Below are 17,669 nucleotides of genomic sequence, written 5' to 3' on the forward strand. Positions count from 1 at the left end.
GTCCCTGCACGTGATCGAATTCGCGCGGAACGTCCGTTTGTGGTTCGCCCCCGAGGTGGTGCGTGAAGAGGGAACGACCCCCGACTACCGCTTCTCCCTCGCCAACGAGCGGACCTTCCTGGCCTGGTTGCGCACCGCCCTCGCCCTGATCGGCGGCGGTTTCGCCGTGGACCAGTTCCTGCCCGACCTCCGCTGGGCCTGGCGGGTCGGCCTCGCGCTCGCCCTCCTCGCCGCCGGCGTGCTGTGCTCGCTGCGGGCGGTGAACCACTGGGTGCGCTGCGAGCGGGCCATGCGGCGCGGCGAGGATCTGCCGGTCTCCCGGTTCCCGGCCCTGCTCGGCGTGGTCGTCGCCGTGGTCGCCGTCGCGATGGTCGTCGTGGTGCTCGTCGGGTGGGAAGGATGACCACGCCGGCCCGCGACCCGGGGCTCCAGCCGGAGCGGACCCGGCTGGCCTGGCGCCGTACAACCCTGTCGGCGACCGTCGCCGCCGTACTCGCCGCGAAGACCGCGGTGCACGGCAGCACCTCGGCCGTCGGCGTGCTCGCCTGCGCGGCCTGCTGCGTCCTGTGGCTGGGCTTCCTCCTGGTCGCCAACCGCCGGATCCGCGCCCTGACGGCCACCGACCGCCCCTCGGCACTGGCCCCGCGGCACGCGACCGCGGCGGTACTGTGCACGGTCGCCGTCGCACTGTGCGCCGCCGCGCTGGTCGTCTAGGCCTGGGGCCTAGCCCTCCTCCGGCCACTCCACCGTGACCACCAGCTTGCCGCGGGTGCGCCCCTCCTGGCTGCGCCGCTGCGCGTCGGCCGTCCGCTTCAGCGGAAACGTCTCGGCGACATGGACCGTCACCACTCCCTGTTCCGCGAGTCCGGCGAGCCGTTTCAGGTCCTCGGCGTCGGGGCGCGCCCAGCAGTAGCGGCCGCCGAAGTCGACGACGTCCGGGTCGGCGATCGAGGCCATCCGCCCCTCGGGGGCGAGCATGTTCGCCGAGCTGGTCAGGGCATCGCCGCCGACGGTGTCGAAGACCGCGTCGACACCCTCCGGGGCCAGTCCCCGTACGCGTTCGGTCAGGCCGGGGCCGTAGCTCACCGGCTCGCCGCCGAGGCTCCGGACGAAGTCGTGGTTGCGTTCGCTCGCCGTACCGATGACCCGGGTCCCGAGGTGGGCCGCGATCTGGACCGCGACGGAACCGACCCCGCCGGCGGCGGCGTGCACCAGGATCGTTTCGCCGCGCTTGACCTCCAGGGCGTGGACCAGCACCTGGTAGGCGGTGAGCCCGGCCAGCGGCAGCCCCGCGGCCTCCTCGAAGGAGAGGTTGCGCGGCTTGCGGGCGAGGGTGCGCACCGGGGCGGCGACGTACTCGGCGAAGGTGCCCCGGGACAGGAAGTCCTCCCGGACGTAGCCGATCACCTCGTCGCCGACCCCGAACTCGGTGACGGCCGGACCCGGCTGAACGACCACGCCGGAGACGTCCCATCCGGGGATCACCGGGAAGACGGCGTCCATGATGCCGTGCAGATCGCCCTCCCGGCACTTCCAGTCGACCGGGTTGACGGCCGCCGCCCGGACCTTCACCAGGACCGTGTCGGGGCCCACCTTCGGGTCCTTGACCTCGCCGTACTCCAGTACATCGGGTCCGCCGTACCGGCTGTAGCTGATGCCCTTCATGCAACCGACCCTCCGGGCTACTCGGACGCCACGCAACCGGGATGCCCGCATATGTGCCGTTCGCGTGGCAGCCTGTCCGTCGGCAGCACGCCACCTTCCCGACCCCGTACCGCTGAAGGCGACCACCATGACCACCCTTCATCAGGAACACACCTCGCACGGCCACAGCCACGGACCGGACTGCGGGCACGACCAGGTGCCGCACGGCGACCACCTCGACTACGCACACAACGGGCACCTGCACCGCGAGCACGGTGGCCACTGGGACGAATGCGAGCCCGACGGGCACGTCACCCACGAGACCCACGACCACCGGCACGGCGACGGCTGCGGCCACATCGGCGTACTGCACGGCGACCACATCGACTACCTGCACGACGGCCACCGGCACGCCGAGCACGACGGCCACTGGGACGACCACTGAGACGGTCCCCGACCCGAACGACGGCTCCCTGCTCTGCGCGCGCGGGGAGCCGTCATCCCATGGCCGGATCGTAGGGTGGTCCCGGTCACGTTTGGCTCACCCGCTGGACGACATACCGACTGGTCGGCATCATGAGTGACGTCCTGTTCACTCGTTCGTAGGAGCGATGCATGAGCCCCGACCACCCGCCCGGACTGGATCTCGACCGGCTGCGCGGACTGCTCGACCGTGAGCGCCCCGGCCTGGCGACCGGTCCACTGACCGGAAGGCTGATCGAGGGCGGACGGTCGAACCTCACCTACGCGGTCTCCGACTCCACCTCGAAGTGGGTCGTACGACGGCCGCCGCTGGGCCACGTCCTGGCCACCGCGCACGACATGAAGCGCGAGCACCGGGTGATCAGCGCGCTGTACCCGACCGAGGTGCCGGTGCCGCGGCCGGTGCTGCTGTGCGAGGACACGGAGGTCCTCGGGGCGCCGTTCTACGTGATGGAGTTCGTGGCGGGCACCCCGTACCGCACCGCCGACCAGCTCGTCCCGCTCGGTCCCGAGCGCACCCGCAACGCCGTGCTCTCCCTCGTCGACACCCTCGTCGAGCTGCACGCCGTGGATCCGCAGGAGGTCGGCCTCGCCGACTTCGGGCGCCCGGAGGGCTTCCTGGACCGGCAGCTGCGCCGCTGGGGCAAGCAGCTGGACGCCTCCCGCAACCGCGAGCTGGCCGGCATCGACGAGTTGCACGCCGCCCTGGGCCGCCGGCTGCCCGGCTCCCCCGCGCCCACCGTGATCCACGGCGACTACCGCCTCGACAACGTGCTGATCGGCGACGACGACACCATCAGGGCGATCCTCGACTGGGAGATGTCCACGCTCGGCGACCCGCTGACCGACCTGGGCCTGCTGGTCATGTACAGCCAACCGCTGGGCACACCCGACTCCCCGGTGTCGACGACCGCCGAGGCGCCCGGCCACCCGGACCCGCGGGAGCTGATCGAGCGCTACGCGGCCCGCTCGGGGCGGGACGTCTCGCACATCGCCTGGTACACGGCGTTCGCCTGGTTCAAGCTCGCCGTGATCCTGGAGGGCATCCACTACCGGTACACGCAGGGCCAGACGCTCGGGCAGGGCTTCGACCGCATCGGCGAACTCGTGCCCGTCTTCATCGACCACGGACTGACCACTCTCCAGGAAGGCTGACCGGCCATGGACTTCGCGTTCGACGCGCGCACCGAGGAACTGCGCGCCAAGCTGCTCGCCTTCATGGACGAGTACGTCTACCCGGCCGAGGCGGTCGCCGAGGAGCAGCGCGCCGCGCTCGCCTCGCCGTGGGACACCCCGGCCGTGGTCGGGGAACTGAAGGCGGAGGCGCGCAGGCAGGGCCTGTGGAACCTCTTCCTCCCGGACGCCGAGTACGGCGCGGGGCTCACCAACCTCCAGTACGCGCCCCTCGCCGAGATCACCGGCCGCTCCCCGCACCTGGCGCCCACCGCGCTGAACTGCGCGGCCCCGGACACCGGCAACATGGAGGTACTGGCCCAGTTCGCCGACGAGGCGCAGAAGAAGCAGTGGCTGGAGCCGCTGCTGGCCGGTGAGATCCGCTCCGCGTTCGCCATGACCGAGCCGGAGGTGGCCTCCTCCGACGCCACCAACATCACCACGCACATCGAGCGGGACGGCGACGACTACGTCATCACCGGCCGCAAGTGGTACATCTCCGGGGCGATGAACCCGGACTGCAAGATCTTCATCGTGATGGGCAAGACCGACCCGGACGGCGCCGACATCCGGCGCCAGCAGTCCATGGTCCTGGTCCCGCGCGACACCCCGGGTGTCACCGTGAAGCGCGCGATGCAGGTCTTCGGCTACGAGGACCACTCCCACGGCGGCCATGCCGAGGTGGTCTTCGACCACGCGCGCGTGCCGGTGTCGAACCTGGTCGGCGAGGAGGGCGGCGGCTTCGCCATCGCCCAGGCCCGGCTCGGCCCCGGCCGTATCCACCACTGCATGCGGCTGATCGGCATGGCCGAGCGGGCGATCGAGCTGATGTGCCGGCGGGCCGTGTCCCGCACCGCCTTCGGCAAGGAGCTGGCGCGGCAGGGCGTGGTCCACAACTGGATCGCGGACGCCCGGGTGACGGTCGAGCAGCTGCGGCTGCTGGTCCTGAAGACGGCCTGGCTGATGGACACCGTCGGCAACCGGGGCGCCCACGCCGAGATCCAGGCCATCAAGATCGCCACGCCGCGGGCGGTCGTCGGCATCATCGACCGCGCGATCCAGCTGCACGGCGCGGGCGGCGTCAGCCAGGACTTCCCGCTGGCCGACCTGTACGCCGGGGCCCGGACGCTGATGATCGCCGACGGCCCGGACGAGGTGCACCAGCGGTCGCTGGCCCGCCGGGAGCTGAAGAAGTACACGTAGGCGACGCGTGGCCGGGGCCGGTGCGGGCATCGCCGATGCCCGCACCGGTCTCTCACCGGCCGCCTCAGCCCGTCCGGCCCACCACGAGCTGGTAGAAGATCGGCTCGCCGGTCGTCGTCACCCGGTGCTGGAACCGGGTTCGCTCCAGCAGGACAAGATCTCCGCCGGCCACCAGCCGCTCGACGGCGGCGCCGAACCCGTCCTGATCCGCTTCGTCCATCCACCGCTCGTCGATGGTGAAGGCCACGGGCGCGCCGGGGGGCAGCACCGCGAGCGCGTTGACCAGCGCCCGCGGTGTGGCGTGCGTGCCGCCGAACGCGCCGGCCGACACCAACCCGCCGAACGCGTACGGGCGTAGTGCCGCACGGAGTCCGTCGCCGAGCTGGAAGTCGCCGACCACGTAGTCGGCGTAGACGCCCGGCCGGTCGCGCAGACTCGCCTCCCGTGCCGCCGGCAGCGCGTCGACCCCGACGACCCGGGCCACGCCCGCGCGCCGCACGAGTTCACCGACCAGTCCGGTGCCGGCGCCGACGTCGAGCACCGTCATCGAGCCCGGCTCCAGCCCGAGGCTCGCGGCGGCGCGCACGAAACCCTCCGCCGCGACCTGCGGCGACCTGCACCGCAACCGCTCCTGGACGACATGCTCGTAGAGGCCGGGCACGGCGTAGATCCGCGTGTACTCGTGCAGGTGCACCGTCTCGTGCTCGCTCAACTCGATGTACTCGCCGTCGGTCACCGGCGGCCCGAGCAGCCGGACATCCGCAAACGCATCTGCCATGCCGGGGAGACTATGCGCACGTGCCGGTGCGCCGCCACCAGCGGCTGAGCCCGGGCGGCCTCCCGGTCGGTGGTCTTCCGGTACCTTCCGCCGTCGCCTACTTGAGGATCTGGAGCAGATGGTCGGCCAGAATCGTCGCCGAGTGGGGGTTCTGGCCGGTGACGAGATTGCGGTCCTCGACCATGTAGGGCTCCCACATCGGGCCTCGGCTGAAGTCGATGCCGACCTTCTCCTTCAGTTCCGTCTCCAGCAGCCAGGGCGCCCGGGAGGCCATGCCGACGGCTTCCTCCTCCTCGTCGGTGAAGCAGGTGATGCGGTATCCCTCGAAGGGCGACTTGCCGTGGATCCTGGTGGCGAGGATCGAGGCGGGGCCGTGGCACACGATCGCGAGCGGCCTGCCGGAGGCGAGCTGCGCGGTCAGCAGGCGGCCGACATCGGCGTCGAAGGCCAGGTCCGCCATGGGACCGTGGCCGCCGGGCAGGTAGACCGCGTCGTAGTCCTCCAGACGGACGTCCGAGAGCTGGATCGGCCGCCGCATCACCTCGGCGGAGCGGATGATCTGCTCCAGTTCGAGGGCCATCTCCTCACCACCGGCCATCGACGGACGCAGGCTCATCATGTCGACGTTCGGAGTCACGCCGCCGGGCGTCCCGACCACGACCTCGTGACCGGCTTCCGTGATCTTCTTGTAGGGCATGGCGAATTCTTCGGCCCAGTAACCAGTCGCGTACCTGGTGCCGTCCTTGAGAACCCAGTAAGTCGCCCCGCTGACGATGAAAAGGACTTTCGCCATCGCACTCGGTCTCCTTCCCCCCGAGTCGACTCGTGGAGGAATTCAGCCTTTTCAGCCTAGGCACACACCGGGCCGGACGCATGTGCCCAGGGTCTCCAAGCCCTGCCGGTCAGGGGCGCAGGGCTCGCAGCAGCAGGTCGGCCAGCTGGTCGGCGACCTCCTGGGGGGTCATGGGGCCGTCCGGGCGGTACCAGGTCGACAGGTGGTGGACCGAGCCGAAGTGGTAGTCCACGACCAGGTCGGCTGGGGTCTCCTTGGAGAAGACGCCCTCGCGCTGGCCCTCCTCGATCAGCGCGCGGAAGCGTTCGTGGTAGCGCCGGCGCTCGGCGCGCACCTGTTTGTTCTTCTCCGGACTCAGATGGTGCATGGACCGGAAGAAGATCGACGCGTCGTCGAGGTTGTCGATCGTCGTCACGACGACGTCGGCGGCGGCCCCCCGCAGCCGCTTCTCGATCGGCTCGTCCGCGTTCGCGAAGGCGTCGAGCCGCTCCTGCTGCACGCGCAGCACGCGCGCGTACACCTCGTGCAGAAGGTCGTCCTTGGAGCCGAAGTAGTGGTACAGCGCCCCCTTGGTGACGCCGGCCGCCTCCACGATCTCCTGCACCGAGGTGCGGTCGTAGCCCTGCTCGGCGAAGAGCCGGGTGGCGGCGGCCAGGAGCCGCTGCGGAACAGGGGCTCCGTCGCCGTCCGTCGTCCTGGGCACTGCCGCCACCTGCCTCTCTCGTATGTCTGCTAACCCTGTTGCGGTCGGGAACGAAGTTCCCGTCGGAGGATCTTCCCACTTGCCGTCTTCGGCAGGTCGGGCAGGATCTCCACCAGCCGCGGATATTTGTAGGCGGCCAGCCTCTCCTTGCAATAGAGGGCCAGATCGTCCGGATCGGTTGCAGCGCCGGGGCGAAGACTGATGTACGCCTTGACGGTCTCCCCGCGGTAGCCGTCCGGTACGCCGACGACGGCCGCCTCGCGCACCGCCGGGTGGGTGTACAGCACGTCCTCGACCTCGCGCGGCCAGACCTTGAAGCCGGACGCGTTGATCATGTCCTTCTTGCGGTCGACGACGTACAGCCAGCCCTGGGGGTCCATGAAGCCGATGTCGCCGGTGCGCAGCTCGCCGTCCGGGAAGGTCTCGGCGGTGGCCTCGGGCCGCCGCCAGTACCCGGGCACGACCTGCGGCCCGCGTACGACGATCTCGCCCTGTTCGCCGAAGGGCACTTCGCTGCCCTCGTCGTCGACGATACGGACGATCGTGTCGGGGCCGGGCACCCCGACGGCCAGGGTCCCGGAGACCGGGTCCACGGGCGCCTCCAGGGTCGGCGGCACGGCGGCGCAGGGCGCGGTGCATTCGGTGAGCCCGTAGCCGTTCCTGATGTACGGCCCGTAGCCGGCCCGGAACTTCTCCACCAGGGCCGGCGGCAGGGGCGCGCCGCCGGAGGAGATGGTCGCGAAGGAGGCGAAGTGCTCCGGGGTGACGTCCGGGTGGGCGGCCAGCGCCATGAAGGCGGTGGAGGGGCCGACCGTGTAGTGCGGCCGGTGCTCGGCGAACGCCTCCAGGACCAGGCCCGGCTCGAAGCGGTACGTCAGCACCAGCGTGCCGGCGCTGGTCAGGGATGCGCCGAGCTGGCAGACCATGCCGGTGATGTGGAAGAGGGGCGCGAGGGCGTAGTAGACCGGCGCGTCGGGCAGCCCGAGCCCGGTCTTCTGCCGCTCGGCGTTGTACATGATGTTGCCGTGCAGGTTGGTGGCGCCCTTGGGGGTGCCGCTCGTCCCCGAGGTGTAGCTGATCAGCGCGATGTCGGACGGCACCGGGTCGCGTCCCTCGGGGGCCATGCCGCCGCGGCGCGCGACGGCCACCAGGTCCTCGGCGTCGGCGGCCTGCGGCAGCCGCTCGAAGGCCAGCACGCGCGCGTCGTCCCGGGTCTGGAAGTCCAGCTCGCTGGCGGTGAGCACGATCCGCACCGATGAGTCGGCGGCCGTGTCGCGCAGATACGACTCCCAGGCCCGCTGCGAGCAGACCAGCGCGGCCACCTCGCCGTCCCGCAGGACGTGGGAGACCTCCCCCGACTTGTACATCGGGTTGACCGGTACGACGGTCGCGCCCGCCTTCCAGGCGCCGAGCACCGCGATCACGAAGTGCGGCGAGTTCTGCAGGATCACGGCGACCCGGTCGCCGCGCTCCAGACCGTGCTCGGCGAGGTACCCGGCGACGGAGTCGCTCAGCTCGTCGACCTCGCGGAAGCTGAGCCGGGCGTCGAAGTAGGCGAGGAAGGTGCGGTCGGGCGCCTCGGCGACGGCGGCGCGCAGTGCGTGCACCATCGAGGCGGGGGGATCGACCGGGCCGCGCTGGGCCTCGTCGAGAAGCGCCACCCAGGGCCGGGCGGCGTAGAGGGACTGGGTCTGCGGCTGGGTCACCGGGTGGCCTCCCACTTCTGCTGGATGTGGTTCATGTTGGTCAGCCAGCGGTCCGGGGCGGCGGCCCGCGCCTGGTAGAAGTCGGCGACCTCCGGATGCGGCAGGATCAGGAACCGGTCCTCGGACATCCCCTTGAACAGCGCGTCGGCGACGGCGTCCGGCTCGATCGCGGTCGGCTGGAGCACCAGGTCGCCCGCGCTGCCGGTGGCGGCGAGCATGTCGGTGCGGACGCCCTGCGGGCAGATCGCGTGGACCTTGAGGCCACGGTGCCGGTACGTCAGCGACAGCCACTCGGCGAAGGCGTACGCGGCGTGCTTGGTCACGCTGTACGGCGCGGCCCCGATCATGGTGAGCAGCCCGGCGGCGGACACCGTGGACACGAACCGGCCGCTGCCCCGCTCCAGCCAGTCAGGGAGCAGCTCCTGCGCGGCCCGCACATGGGCCATGACATTGACGTCCCAGGCGGCGGCCCAGACCCCGGCCTCGGCCGACTCGGACCCGCCGGAGGCGAGCCCGGCGTTGGCGCAGTAGACGTCCACGCCGCCGCCGAGCGCCTCCCGGGCGGCGCCGACGATGCCGGACGCGTCACCCGGGACGGCGATCCCGCCGATCTCCTCGGCGACGGCGGCCGCCTTCTCCGCGTCCAGGTCGTTCACGACGACGCGGGCGCCTTCGGCGGCGAATCGACGGGCCAGAGCGGCCCCGATGCCACCTCCCGCCCCGGTGACGACGACTCGGGCATCTTGCACGGCTCCCACCATCGGTCTCCTTCGACACGACGCGACCAGACTCGGCTCAGCACGGACACACTAACCGGTCGGTATGTTTGAGAAAAGGGCGACCGTCACACCCCCTAAGGGCACGGGGCCACTGTCCGACACGCGACGACCGCACTCCCCCAGGGGCACAGGCCCACTGCCCGACACGCGACGACTGCAACCCCCTAGGGGCGCGGGGAACTGCGCGACCAGCCATACACGATCCGCACCCGGACGACTACGGAGGCCACCCCCATGCGCCCGTCCAGACGAAGTCTGCTCACCGCGGCCACGGCGGCAGCCGTGACACCCGTACCCACGGCGTCCCCGGCCGACGCCCCCGGCCGCTTCGAGACCGGCTTCGACCGCCTCTCCGCCGACGGCTACTCCCTCCTCGGCCGGCAGAAGGTCGGCATCGTCACCAACCCCACCGGCATCACCACCGACGTCCGCCACATCGTCGACGTCATGCACGCCGACCCCCGGGTCCGGCTGACCGCGGTCTTCGGCCCCGAGCACGGATTCCGCGGCACCGCCCAGGCCGGCGGCTCCGAGGGCCGCTACGACGACCCGGCGACCGGCCTCCCCGTCTACGACACGTACCTCAAGAGCGGACAGCCCCTCGCCGACGTCTTCACCGCCTCCGGCGTGGACACGGTCGTCTTCGACATCCAGGACGTCGGCGCCCGCTTCTACACGTACATCTGGACGCTGTACGACTGCATGGAGGCCGCCCGGCTGGCGGGCAAGCGCTTCGTCGTGCTCGACCGCCCCAACCCGGTGACCGGGCGCGCCGCCCAGGGACCGGTCCTGCACAGGGAGTTCGCCAGTTTCGTCGGCCGGCAGCCGATCGCGCAGGCGCACGGGATGACGGTCGCCGAACTCGCGAAGCTGTTCAACGCGGAGTTCCTGACCGCCCCGGTCGCGCTGGACGTCGTGACGATGACGGGCTGGCGGCGCGACCGCTTCCACGACGCCTACGGACTGCCCTGGGTGCCGCCGAGCCCCAACATGCCCACCCCGGACACCGCCCTCGTCTACGCGGGCACCTGCCTCTTCGAGGGCACCAACCTGTCCGAGGGGCGCGGCACGACCCGCCCCTTCGAACTGCTGGGCGCGGAGGGCATCGACGCGCGGTGGGCGGTCGCCGCCAACGGAGTCGGGCTGCCGGGCGTGCGGTTCCGGGAGGCGTACTTCGCGCCCACCTTCTCCAAGTTCCAGGGCAGGACCGTCGGCGGGGTGCAGCTCCATGTGCACGACCGGGCCGCGTACGACCCCGTACGGACCGGGATCGCGCTCCTGGTCACCGCCAAGAAGGTGTGGGGGGACTTCGCCTGGCGGTCGGACAACTGGATCGACAAGCTCACCGGATCCACGACCGTGCGCACGATGACCGACGCGGGCGCGGGCACGGACGAGATCGTCGGCGCCTGGCAGGACGAACTCGCCGCGTTCCGCCGGATCCGAAAGGAATTTCTGCTCTACAGGTGAGGCGCGTCGTATGGCCAACCTTGCCCGACGGCGGGACGATGCGCGCAGATCGCACCGGTTCGGGGACGAGGAGCCTGCCATGGCGGATCCCGGGATGAGCGTGGCTCCCTACTGGGAGCTGACCTTCGACGCGGACGGCGACCCGGAGGGCGCCGAACGCGACCGGCTGCTGGGCGAGGTCACGGCTCACGGCCTCCATGACCTGATCGTCTTCGCGCACGGCTGGAACAACGACCGTTCGGGCGCCACCTCCCTGTACCGACGGTTCTTCGCACCGATCCCGAAGCTGGTGCCGAAGGCGAGGATCGGGTACGTCGGGGTGGTGTGGCCGTCGATGCGGTTCTGCGACGAGCCGATCCCGGACTTCCCGAAGTCCGTGGTGGCCACGGAGGCGGAGCAGAGACCGGCCCCCGTCCTCGACAAGGACACCCGGCACGCGCTCCTGGACACGTTCCCGGGGCGGGCCACCGTGGTCGACCAGATCGCCCGGATGCTGGACCAGCGCCCGGCGAACGGGCTGGCGGAGTTCGGGCGGCTGGTACGGCTGCTCGTCGAGGTCCTGCCGGGCGGCCCCCAGCCGCTGTTCGCGGCGGACACGGTCGCGGAGGGCGTCCCGCAGAGCGAGCCGGTGCTGTTCACGGGGGACGCGACGGCCCTGTGCGAGGAGTTCGCGCAGACGCTGGCCGCCCTCCGGCAGGGCCCCGGCGCGGCGGCGTTCGCGCTGCCCGACCCCTGGGACGGCGCGAAGGAGCTGCTGCGGCAGGCGACGTACTACGCGATGAAGCGGCGCGCCGGGACCGTCGGGGAGCGTGGGCTCGGGCGGGTCGTCGGGCAGTTGGCCGGCGTGGCCCCGCAGCTGCGGGTGCATCTGGTCGGGCACAGCTTCGGCGGCCGGCTGGTGTCGTTCGCGCTGCGCGGGCTGCCCGGCGGGGTGCGCACGGTGAAGTCCGTGACGCTGCTGCAAGGGGCCTTCTCGCACTACGCGTTCGCCGCCCGGCTGCCCCACGACCCGCGCGCGGGCGGGGTGCTGCAGGGCCAGGAGAACCGGATCGACGGCCCGCTGGTGTGCTGCTACTCCCGCTTCGACGAGGCGCTCGGCACGATGTATCCGCTGGCCTCCCGGATGGCGGACGACTGCGAGTCGGTGCTGGGTGTGGACGTGGGCGACGCGCTGGGCGCCCGGTGGGGCGCGCTGGGGCACGACGGGGTGCAGGCGGTGCCGGGCACCCGGTCGCTGGACCTGGCGGCGGCCCTGCGCGGTCCGCTCGCCGCGCCGGGTTGCGTGAACGTCGACGCGGCGGCGGTCGTGAAGAGGGGCGGCCCGCCGTCCGGGGCACACAGCGACATCGTGCACCCCGAACTGGCGCGGGTGGTGCTGGCGGCGGGGCGGATCGGCTGACCCCGCCGCCGTGGACGTACCGGCTCAGCGGTGCGAGGTGAACTCCACGACCTGCTGGAAGGTCGGGCGGTTCTGCCAGCTGATGTTGTAGTGCTTGATGCCGCCCAGGGTGCGCTGGACGATCGAGTCGGCACACCACTGGTCGCCGGCCGAGCACAGCGAGTCCCCGGGGTAGACCGTGGACGCACTCGTACCGGCCGCCGTCTTCAGCGTGCTGATCAGGATGTCCCGGCAGGCGCTGAGGCTGCCGCCGCCGCAGTACTGCTCGGCCAGCGGCCCCGACACGCTCTGCCCGAGCACCGACCGGATGTCCTTGTCGACATAACTCCACCAGCCGTACTGGAAGGAGCTTCCGGCGTGTGCCCCGGTCGGACCGTGCGCGGCCGACGGAGTCTCGTCGATGTACAGGTTGTTGGTGAACGCGGTGTACAGGTCGGTGCCGAGGCCGGGCTGGAACTCGGCCTTCACCAGCAGCGGCCACCAGGCGTCCAGGATCCGGACGGCGTCGGAGTTGGCGTACGTCTTCGAGCCCGCCGAGGTCTCCGTGCGCTTGCCGCCCGCCGTCAGCCAGGTCTGGAGCTTGGTGACGGCCGCGGCGGCCGTGGAGTCGGTCACCGTGCTGCTGTTGATCACCTTCAGCAGATCCGGCAGCACGTCCTCGGCCCGCAGGTCGGTGAGCGACGCGTCCGACATGGCCTTGACGAGCGAGGAGCGGGTGACTCCCCCGGCCGCGACGAGCTTCTTCACCCGGTCGTCAAGGAGGTTGCCGCGATGGACGGATCCGTCACCCCAGCTCGCTGTCGTGTAGTTCAGCGCCTGTTTGTTGTTCCAGGAGATGTAGTAGTCCTGGTCGATGGAGTTGGGGTGCTGGGAGGCCGGGGTGTAGTCGGACGTGTTGGTGGCCGGGTCCCAGTTCTGCCACTCGTAGGCCGCCTGCGCCCAGACCGGGAACTCGGGGTCGACACCGGTCGCCCGCACCGGGTTGTTGCCGCTGTTGTAGTACGCGGTGTGGGAGGAGTCGGCGTAGAACCAGTTGAAGGTGAAGTTGATGTGCTGCGCCGCGCTCTGGAAGGTCTGCGGGCTCTTCACGTAGTCGGGGTCGTTGAGCATCTGGAAGCCGATGATCGAGTCGGCCTCGTGCATGTAGGAGGAGCGCAGGGTGGTGTAGGCGACCTTCTTTCCGCCGACGGTCGCGCGGTATTCGACGGGTCCGTACTTCGTCTTCCACACGCGCATCGTGTACGAGCCGGCGGCCGTGCCGTCGGCCGTGGTCGGCTTCCAGGAGTTCTTCTGCTCGACCTCGTCCATGGCCGTGCAGGTGCCGTGGTACAGGTAGTGGTAGTCGTCCTGGCAGAGTTCGACTGCGTAGCTGTCGATGATGTCCTGGCCGGAGGTGGTGGCGGACCAGGCGTAGTCCTGGCCGCGGCCGAGTTCGACGTACATGCTCAGGCCGGCGAAGGAGGCACCGCGGGCGCTGATGCCCGGGCCCTGGATCTCCTGGAGCATGAGCAGCTGCGGGGCGAAGTACCCGGTCTGCGGTCCGAAGACGGCGACGGGGTGACCGCTCGCGGTGTACTTGCCGCTGACCACCAGCGCGTTGGACATCCCGCGCTTGGCCGAGCTGAGGGCGGTCGCGGTCGCCGCGGCGGAGGCGGCGGAGGCGCTCTGGTCCGCGCCGGTGCCGGTGGCGTCGTAGACCAGTGGCTCGGTCGTCACCGAACCGGAGTCCGGCAGTGCCTCGCCCTGCGGGTCGGACGGCTTGGTGCCGTACGGGAAGCTCTCGCCGTTGTGGACGGTGAGCGCGGCCTCGGGGTCGTTGCGCTCGCGGAACGACTCCCAGACCTTGGTGCCCTCGGTCACCCCGTACTTCTGCTGGGCGGCGAGCAGCGAGAGGGCGTTGTTGACCTCGCCGCCGCCGCCGGAGCCGAACAGCGTGCCGACCACGGAGGCCAGCGCCACCAGGTCGGTGATCTTGAAGTGGTCGATGGTGCCGGCGTTGGTGATCGAGTCCTTGTGACCGGTCAGGACGTACTCGCCGGGGAAGTAACGGCCGCTGTCGGAGGCGTCGATGTAGGAGTTGATGCCGGCGAGGTAGGCGTTGGCGTCGGCGAGGGCCTGCTGACCGCGGGTGCCGTTGTTGGCGACGGCGTTGTCGATCTGCGCCTGGAGGTCGGCCTCGGTGTAGGGGGCGTTGCGGTAGAACTCCTGCTCGAGGCCCTGGTTGGAGGCGACGCCGCCGGCGAAGGTGGTGAGCTGGCCGCGCCCGACGTGACGGAACACGTCCATCAGCCACAGCCGGTCCTCAGCGGCGGCATAACCGGCGCCGAACTCGGTGCCGTATCTGGTGGTACCGGTGATGTGCGGGACGCCCGTCTTCTTGTCGCGGACGATCGTCACATCGCTGCGGCCCGCCGGACTCTCCGTGGAGGCGACTTGATCGGAAGCGACCCCGAACGACGAGTCGTTGAAGAACGTGTTGATCTTCGCGTCGGTGAGGGTGGGGTAACCCGTGGCCAGGTTGTTGTAGGGGCCGAGCTGGTCCTCGGCATGGTCGGGCTGGATGCCGAAGGCCTGGTTGAGGAGGACCTGGGCGAGGGTGGCGTTGCCGTTCTCACCGGGCGGCAGGATGTCCGAACACTGGCCGCCGCAGTAGTCGTTGGAGGCGGTGGCCGCCGCGGCCGGAGTCGCCTGGGCCAGCGGGGAGAGCAGGCCGGCGACGAGGACGCATACAGATGCCGCTTTCAGGAACCCGGGAAGCTTGCGGGGAGTTCTCAGTTTGTCGAACAACGCGTGATGTCTGGTGCGCCGGGGCATGGCGACTCCTCACGACGGGGGTGGTGCCGGACGTTACCGCCGGTATCCCCGGGATTGAAGATGAACATGCGTCAAGTTTTGGAGTGGTCGCCCGCGTCGGTGGCGTCACCGGCCGTCGGTCAAGGCGGGCGGCCTTATGGACGGCATCGGAAATCGGATGGAGCCGATTCGAGTGTCGATACGTCTATACGGCAACGCCGCGCGAAGTCCGTGCGACGCCGCCGAAGTGACCGAAGTACAGGTGCAGGTGTGACGGAGGTGCAGGGCGATGGCCGGTTTCCGGAGTCTGGCGAGACAGGTGCGAGACCCACGGTGTGATCTGGCGCTACGGCGCTATTCGCTGCGCAAGTGCCTGGAGCGGTTCGCCCCTTACGGGCACCGCGCGACCTGGGACCATCTCTGCTCGCGGGCCGGGTTCGGTCCTGAGGACCGGTCCCCCGATCCAGCGCGTCTCGTGGGCGCACTGGAGGAGTTGGAAGAGGCGCGGGCGGTCTGGCAGGCCTACGAGGTCGAGTTCGCCGAGCGCCGCAAGAAGGAGAAGCACGACGGGCTGCGCCGCCCGGGCAGCGTGGACGACTGGCACCGGCTGACCTGGGGCGGATTCGGAGTGGCCTGGTGCGACGACCCACGGGTCCACCCCGACGAACCACTGGCCGAGGTGCTGCGACGGCTGATCGCCGCCCTGGAGCGCGAACCGGGCGCGGTCTGCCCGGTGTGCGCGGGGGAGCGCCTCATCTGGAAGTACGACCTGGACCACGAGCCCTCCGCCGGTCCGGTCTGCGCGGACTGCGGGATTCTGGTGCCGCGTCCGGTGCTCACCCCCGAGGCCCTGGCCTACGCCAGGCGCGGGCGGCTGCTCATGTCGGCCTGACCACCTGGGGGTGCGCCGGGGATGCCGCACCCCCCCAACTGCCGGTGATTCCGGCCACTGTCCATGACGACCGTCACCCTCGCGCAGGCCGGCGCCGGCCGCGTTCAGGGGCGTTCCGGCAACAGGCGTGAGCCCGCCCGGCGTTGACCGAAGGCGTCGTCCGGGTTGGACAATACGCAGGTGTCCAGCGAGAGACAGCCGCAGCCGATGCAGTCGGTGAGGTGATCGCGCAGCCGGTTGAGCTGCTTGATGCGTTCCTCCAGTTCGGCGCGCCACGCCCGCGAGAGACGGGCCCAGTCCTCCCGGGTCGGAGTGCGTTCCTCGGGGAGTTCGCAGAGGGCCTCACGGATGGTGGCCAGAGGGATGCCGACGCGTTGTGCCGCCCGGACGAAGGCCACCCGGCGCAGCGTGTCGCGGGTGTAGCGGCGCTGGTTGCCGGCGGTCCGCCGACTGCTGATGAGACCCTTGGCCTCGTAGAAGTGGAGTGCGGAGACGGCGGCGCCGCTGCGCGCGGACAACTGGCCGACGCTCAGCTCTTGGATCTTCTCGGGAATCTGCGGCACCTCGCAGAGCCTACCGACCGGGGTGAGCCGCGCTCCGTTGACAGGGAGCCCGCACCCGACCATGCTAAGCAGTTGCTTAGGAATGCACGCACGACCGCGAGAGGGCCGGGAACATGGCAGAACCGAGGATCTTCACCTCCCCCGACGAGCTGAAGGCGGCCGTGGGCGAGCAGCTGGGCCACACCGACTGGCTGGAGGTCGACCAGAAGCGGATCGACCTGTTCGCGGAGGCGACCGGCGACCACCAGTGGATCCACGTCGACCCGGAGAAGGCGGCCGCGGGCCCGTTCGGGACGACCATCGCGCACGGCTATCTGACGCTGTCGCTGCTCCCGCTCTTCGGCCCCCAGCTGATCAAGGTCGAGGGCGTGAAGATGGGCGTGAACTACGGCACCAACAAGGTCCGTTTCCCCGCCCCTGTCCCGGTCGGCTCCCGGCTGCGTGCCACCGCCACGATCACCGACGTGTCGGACGTCACGGGCGGTGTCCAGGTGAGCGTCGCCTTCACCGTGGAGCGCGAGGGCGGCGACAAGCCGGTCTGCGTGGCGGAGTCGGTGTCCCGGTACTACCTGTAGGACCACCCGGCCCGCCGGGTTGCTCGGGCCGCCGGGTTGCTCGGCCTGCCGGGTTGCTCGGCCTGCCGGGTTGCTCGGCCCGCTGGGCTACTTGGCCCCCACCATCCGCAGCACGAGGTCGGCGTAGAGCGCGCCGACCTGCTCGGGTGTGCGGGGGCCGTCCACGTTGAACCAGCGGGCGACGTCGATGCAGAGGGAGAGCACCGCGAGGGTGGTGCCGTGGATGTCGATGACGTCGAACTCCCCGGACTCGACGCCCTCCTGGATGATCCCGCGCACCTCGGCGTCGACCTGGCGGCGCAGTCCGAGGATCTCGGCGCGGGCGCCGGGGCCGAGGGCGTCCAGTTCGTACTGCACGACCCGGGCGGTGGTGCGCCGCCCGGCGTGCCAGCGGACGAAGGAGCTGACGCCGTCCGCGAGCCGCTCGGTGGCGGTGCCCTCGCGCCGGGCTGCCGTCCGGAGGATGTCCAGGGCCTTGTCGTGACCGATGCGACTGATCCGGTGGAGCAGCTCTTCCTTGGTCTTGTAGTGGATGTAGAGCGCGGCGGGGCTCATACCGGCGCGGCCGGCGATGTCACGGGTGGTGGTGGCGTGGTAGCCGCGCTCGGCGAAGGCCTCCACGGCGGCGACCAGCAGACGCCGGGCCGCGTCAGGGGTGACCTCTTCCCACGGCTCTACCTCGCCGCCGGTCGTCTCCTCCGCCGTACTCATCGCT

The 17,669-nt window shown here is 70.8% G+C and carries 18 protein-coding genes; 9 read left to right on the forward strand and 9 right to left on the reverse strand.

All coding sequences use genetic code 11. The features are described 5' to 3' along the window. The first annotated feature begins 10 nt into the window (after positions 1-10). Both ABZ642_RS30305 and ABZ642_RS30310 read left to right on the forward strand, forming a co-directional pair. Complete coding sequence (locus ABZ642_RS30305; protein ID WP_360489622.1) at positions 11-403, forward strand: DUF202 domain-containing protein; 393 nt, start codon at positions 11-13, stop codon at positions 401-403. Then, positions 400-714: a DUF202 domain-containing protein gene (locus tag ABZ642_RS30310; RefSeq protein WP_360489623.1), complete on the forward strand. Its 315-nt coding sequence runs from the start codon at positions 400-402 to the stop codon at positions 712-714. Before ABZ642_RS30305 ends, ABZ642_RS30310 begins: the two co-directional genes overlap by 4 nt. A gap of 9 nt (positions 715-723) precedes the next feature. On the opposite strand, the gene ABZ642_RS30315 is transcribed toward ABZ642_RS30310, so the two are convergent. After that, positions 724-1,665, reverse strand: a complete 942-nt coding sequence (locus ABZ642_RS30315) for an NADP-dependent oxidoreductase (RefSeq protein WP_360489624.1) — start codon at positions 1,663-1,665, stop codon at positions 724-726. 127 nt (positions 1,666-1,792) lie between these two features. On the opposite strand from ABZ642_RS30315, the gene ABZ642_RS30320 reads away from it, so the two are divergent. The 3 genes from ABZ642_RS30320 (at position 1,793) to ABZ642_RS30330 (ending at position 4,503) form a co-directional block, all read left to right on the forward strand. After that, a complete protein-coding gene (locus ABZ642_RS30320) occupies positions 1,793-2,089 on the forward strand; it encodes a hypothetical protein (RefSeq protein WP_360489625.1) in 297 nt (98 codons plus the stop codon). Positions 2,090-2,259: 170 nt separating this feature from the next. Further along, a complete protein-coding gene (locus ABZ642_RS30325) occupies positions 2,260-3,282 on the forward strand; it encodes a phosphotransferase family protein (protein ID WP_360489626.1) in 1,023 nt (340 codons plus the stop codon). A 6-nt stretch (positions 3,283-3,288) separates the two neighbouring features. Further along, entirely contained in the window at positions 3,289-4,503 is a 1,215-nt protein-coding gene (locus ABZ642_RS30330; protein ID WP_360489627.1) for an acyl-CoA dehydrogenase family protein, read from the forward strand. Positions 4,504-4,567: 64 nt separating this feature from the next. On the opposite strand, the gene ABZ642_RS30335 is transcribed toward ABZ642_RS30330, so the two are convergent. The 5 genes from ABZ642_RS30335 to ABZ642_RS30355 form a co-directional block, all read right to left on the reverse strand. Continuing rightward, positions 4,568-5,281 carry a class I SAM-dependent methyltransferase gene (locus tag ABZ642_RS30335; protein ID WP_360489628.1) on the reverse strand — a complete coding sequence of 238 codons (714 nt, stop codon included), beginning with the start codon at positions 5,279-5,281 and terminating at the stop codon, positions 4,568-4,570. 97 nt (positions 5,282-5,378) lie between these two features. After that, positions 5,379-6,074, reverse strand: coding sequence for a type 1 glutamine amidotransferase domain-containing protein (locus ABZ642_RS30340; RefSeq protein WP_360489629.1), 696 nt, complete (start codon positions 6,072-6,074; stop codon positions 5,379-5,381). A gap of 109 nt (positions 6,075-6,183) precedes the next feature. Then, the gene (locus ABZ642_RS30345; RefSeq protein ID WP_360489630.1) at positions 6,184-6,777 is read right to left on the reverse strand and encodes a TetR/AcrR family transcriptional regulator; all 594 of its coding nucleotides are present in this window, start codon (positions 6,775-6,777) and stop codon (positions 6,184-6,186) included. A 29-nt stretch (positions 6,778-6,806) separates the two neighbouring features. After that, complete coding sequence (locus tag ABZ642_RS30350) at positions 6,807-8,483, reverse strand: AMP-binding protein (RefSeq protein ID WP_360489631.1); 1,677 nt, start codon at positions 8,481-8,483, stop codon at positions 6,807-6,809. Continuing rightward, complete coding sequence (locus ABZ642_RS30355) at positions 8,480-9,244, reverse strand: SDR family NAD(P)-dependent oxidoreductase (RefSeq protein ID WP_360489632.1); 765 nt, start codon at positions 9,242-9,244, stop codon at positions 8,480-8,482. The genes ABZ642_RS30350 and ABZ642_RS30355 overlap by 4 nt, the downstream gene beginning before the upstream one ends. 252 nt (positions 9,245-9,496) lie before the next feature. Between ABZ642_RS30355 and ABZ642_RS30360 the strand changes: the two genes are divergently transcribed. Further along, the gene (locus ABZ642_RS30360; RefSeq protein WP_360489633.1) at positions 9,497-10,732 is read left to right on the forward strand and encodes a DUF1343 domain-containing protein; all 1,236 of its coding nucleotides are present in this window, start codon (positions 9,497-9,499) and stop codon (positions 10,730-10,732) included. A gap of 79 nt (positions 10,733-10,811) precedes the next feature. After that, positions 10,812-12,131, forward strand: a complete 1,320-nt coding sequence (locus tag ABZ642_RS30365; protein ID WP_360489634.1) for a serine-threonine protein kinase — start codon at positions 10,812-10,814, stop codon at positions 12,129-12,131. 24 nt (positions 12,132-12,155) lie between these two features. Here the strand turns inward: ABZ642_RS30365 and ABZ642_RS30370 are convergent, their stop codons facing one another. Further along, entirely contained in the window at positions 12,156-14,945 is a 2,790-nt protein-coding gene (locus tag ABZ642_RS30370; protein WP_360489635.1) for a penicillin acylase family protein, read from the reverse strand. A gap of 268 nt (positions 14,946-15,213) precedes the next feature. Here ABZ642_RS30370 and ABZ642_RS30375 point away from each other — a divergent pair, with 268 nt between their 5' ends. Beyond that, positions 15,214-15,816 carry a hypothetical protein gene (locus tag ABZ642_RS30375; protein ID WP_360489636.1) on the forward strand — a complete coding sequence of 201 codons (603 nt, stop codon included), beginning with the start codon at positions 15,214-15,216 and terminating at the stop codon, positions 15,814-15,816. Between the two features lie 104 nt (positions 15,817-15,920). Here ABZ642_RS30375 and soxR read toward each other — a convergent pair whose 3' ends face one another. Continuing rightward, positions 15,921-16,379 (reverse strand): redox-sensitive transcriptional activator SoxR, encoded by a 459-nt coding sequence (gene soxR, locus ABZ642_RS30380; protein ID WP_360489637.1) that lies wholly within the window; start codon positions 16,377-16,379, stop codon positions 15,921-15,923. Positions 16,380-16,492: 113 nt separating this feature from the next. Between soxR and ABZ642_RS30385 the strand changes: the two genes are divergently transcribed. Next, a complete protein-coding gene (locus ABZ642_RS30385; RefSeq protein WP_360489638.1) occupies positions 16,493-16,954 on the forward strand; it encodes a MaoC family dehydratase in 462 nt (153 codons plus the stop codon). Between the two features lie 87 nt (positions 16,955-17,041). Here the strand turns inward: ABZ642_RS30385 and ABZ642_RS30390 are convergent, their stop codons facing one another. Beyond that, positions 17,042-17,665, reverse strand: coding sequence for a TetR/AcrR family transcriptional regulator (locus ABZ642_RS30390; protein ID WP_360489639.1), 624 nt, complete (start codon positions 17,663-17,665; stop codon positions 17,042-17,044). Between the last annotated feature and the right edge of the window lie 4 nt (positions 17,666-17,669).

The organism is Streptomyces sp. NPDC007157 (assembly GCF_040634235.1).
Taxonomy (GTDB): domain Bacteria; phylum Actinomycetota; class Actinomycetes; order Streptomycetales; family Streptomycetaceae; genus Streptomyces.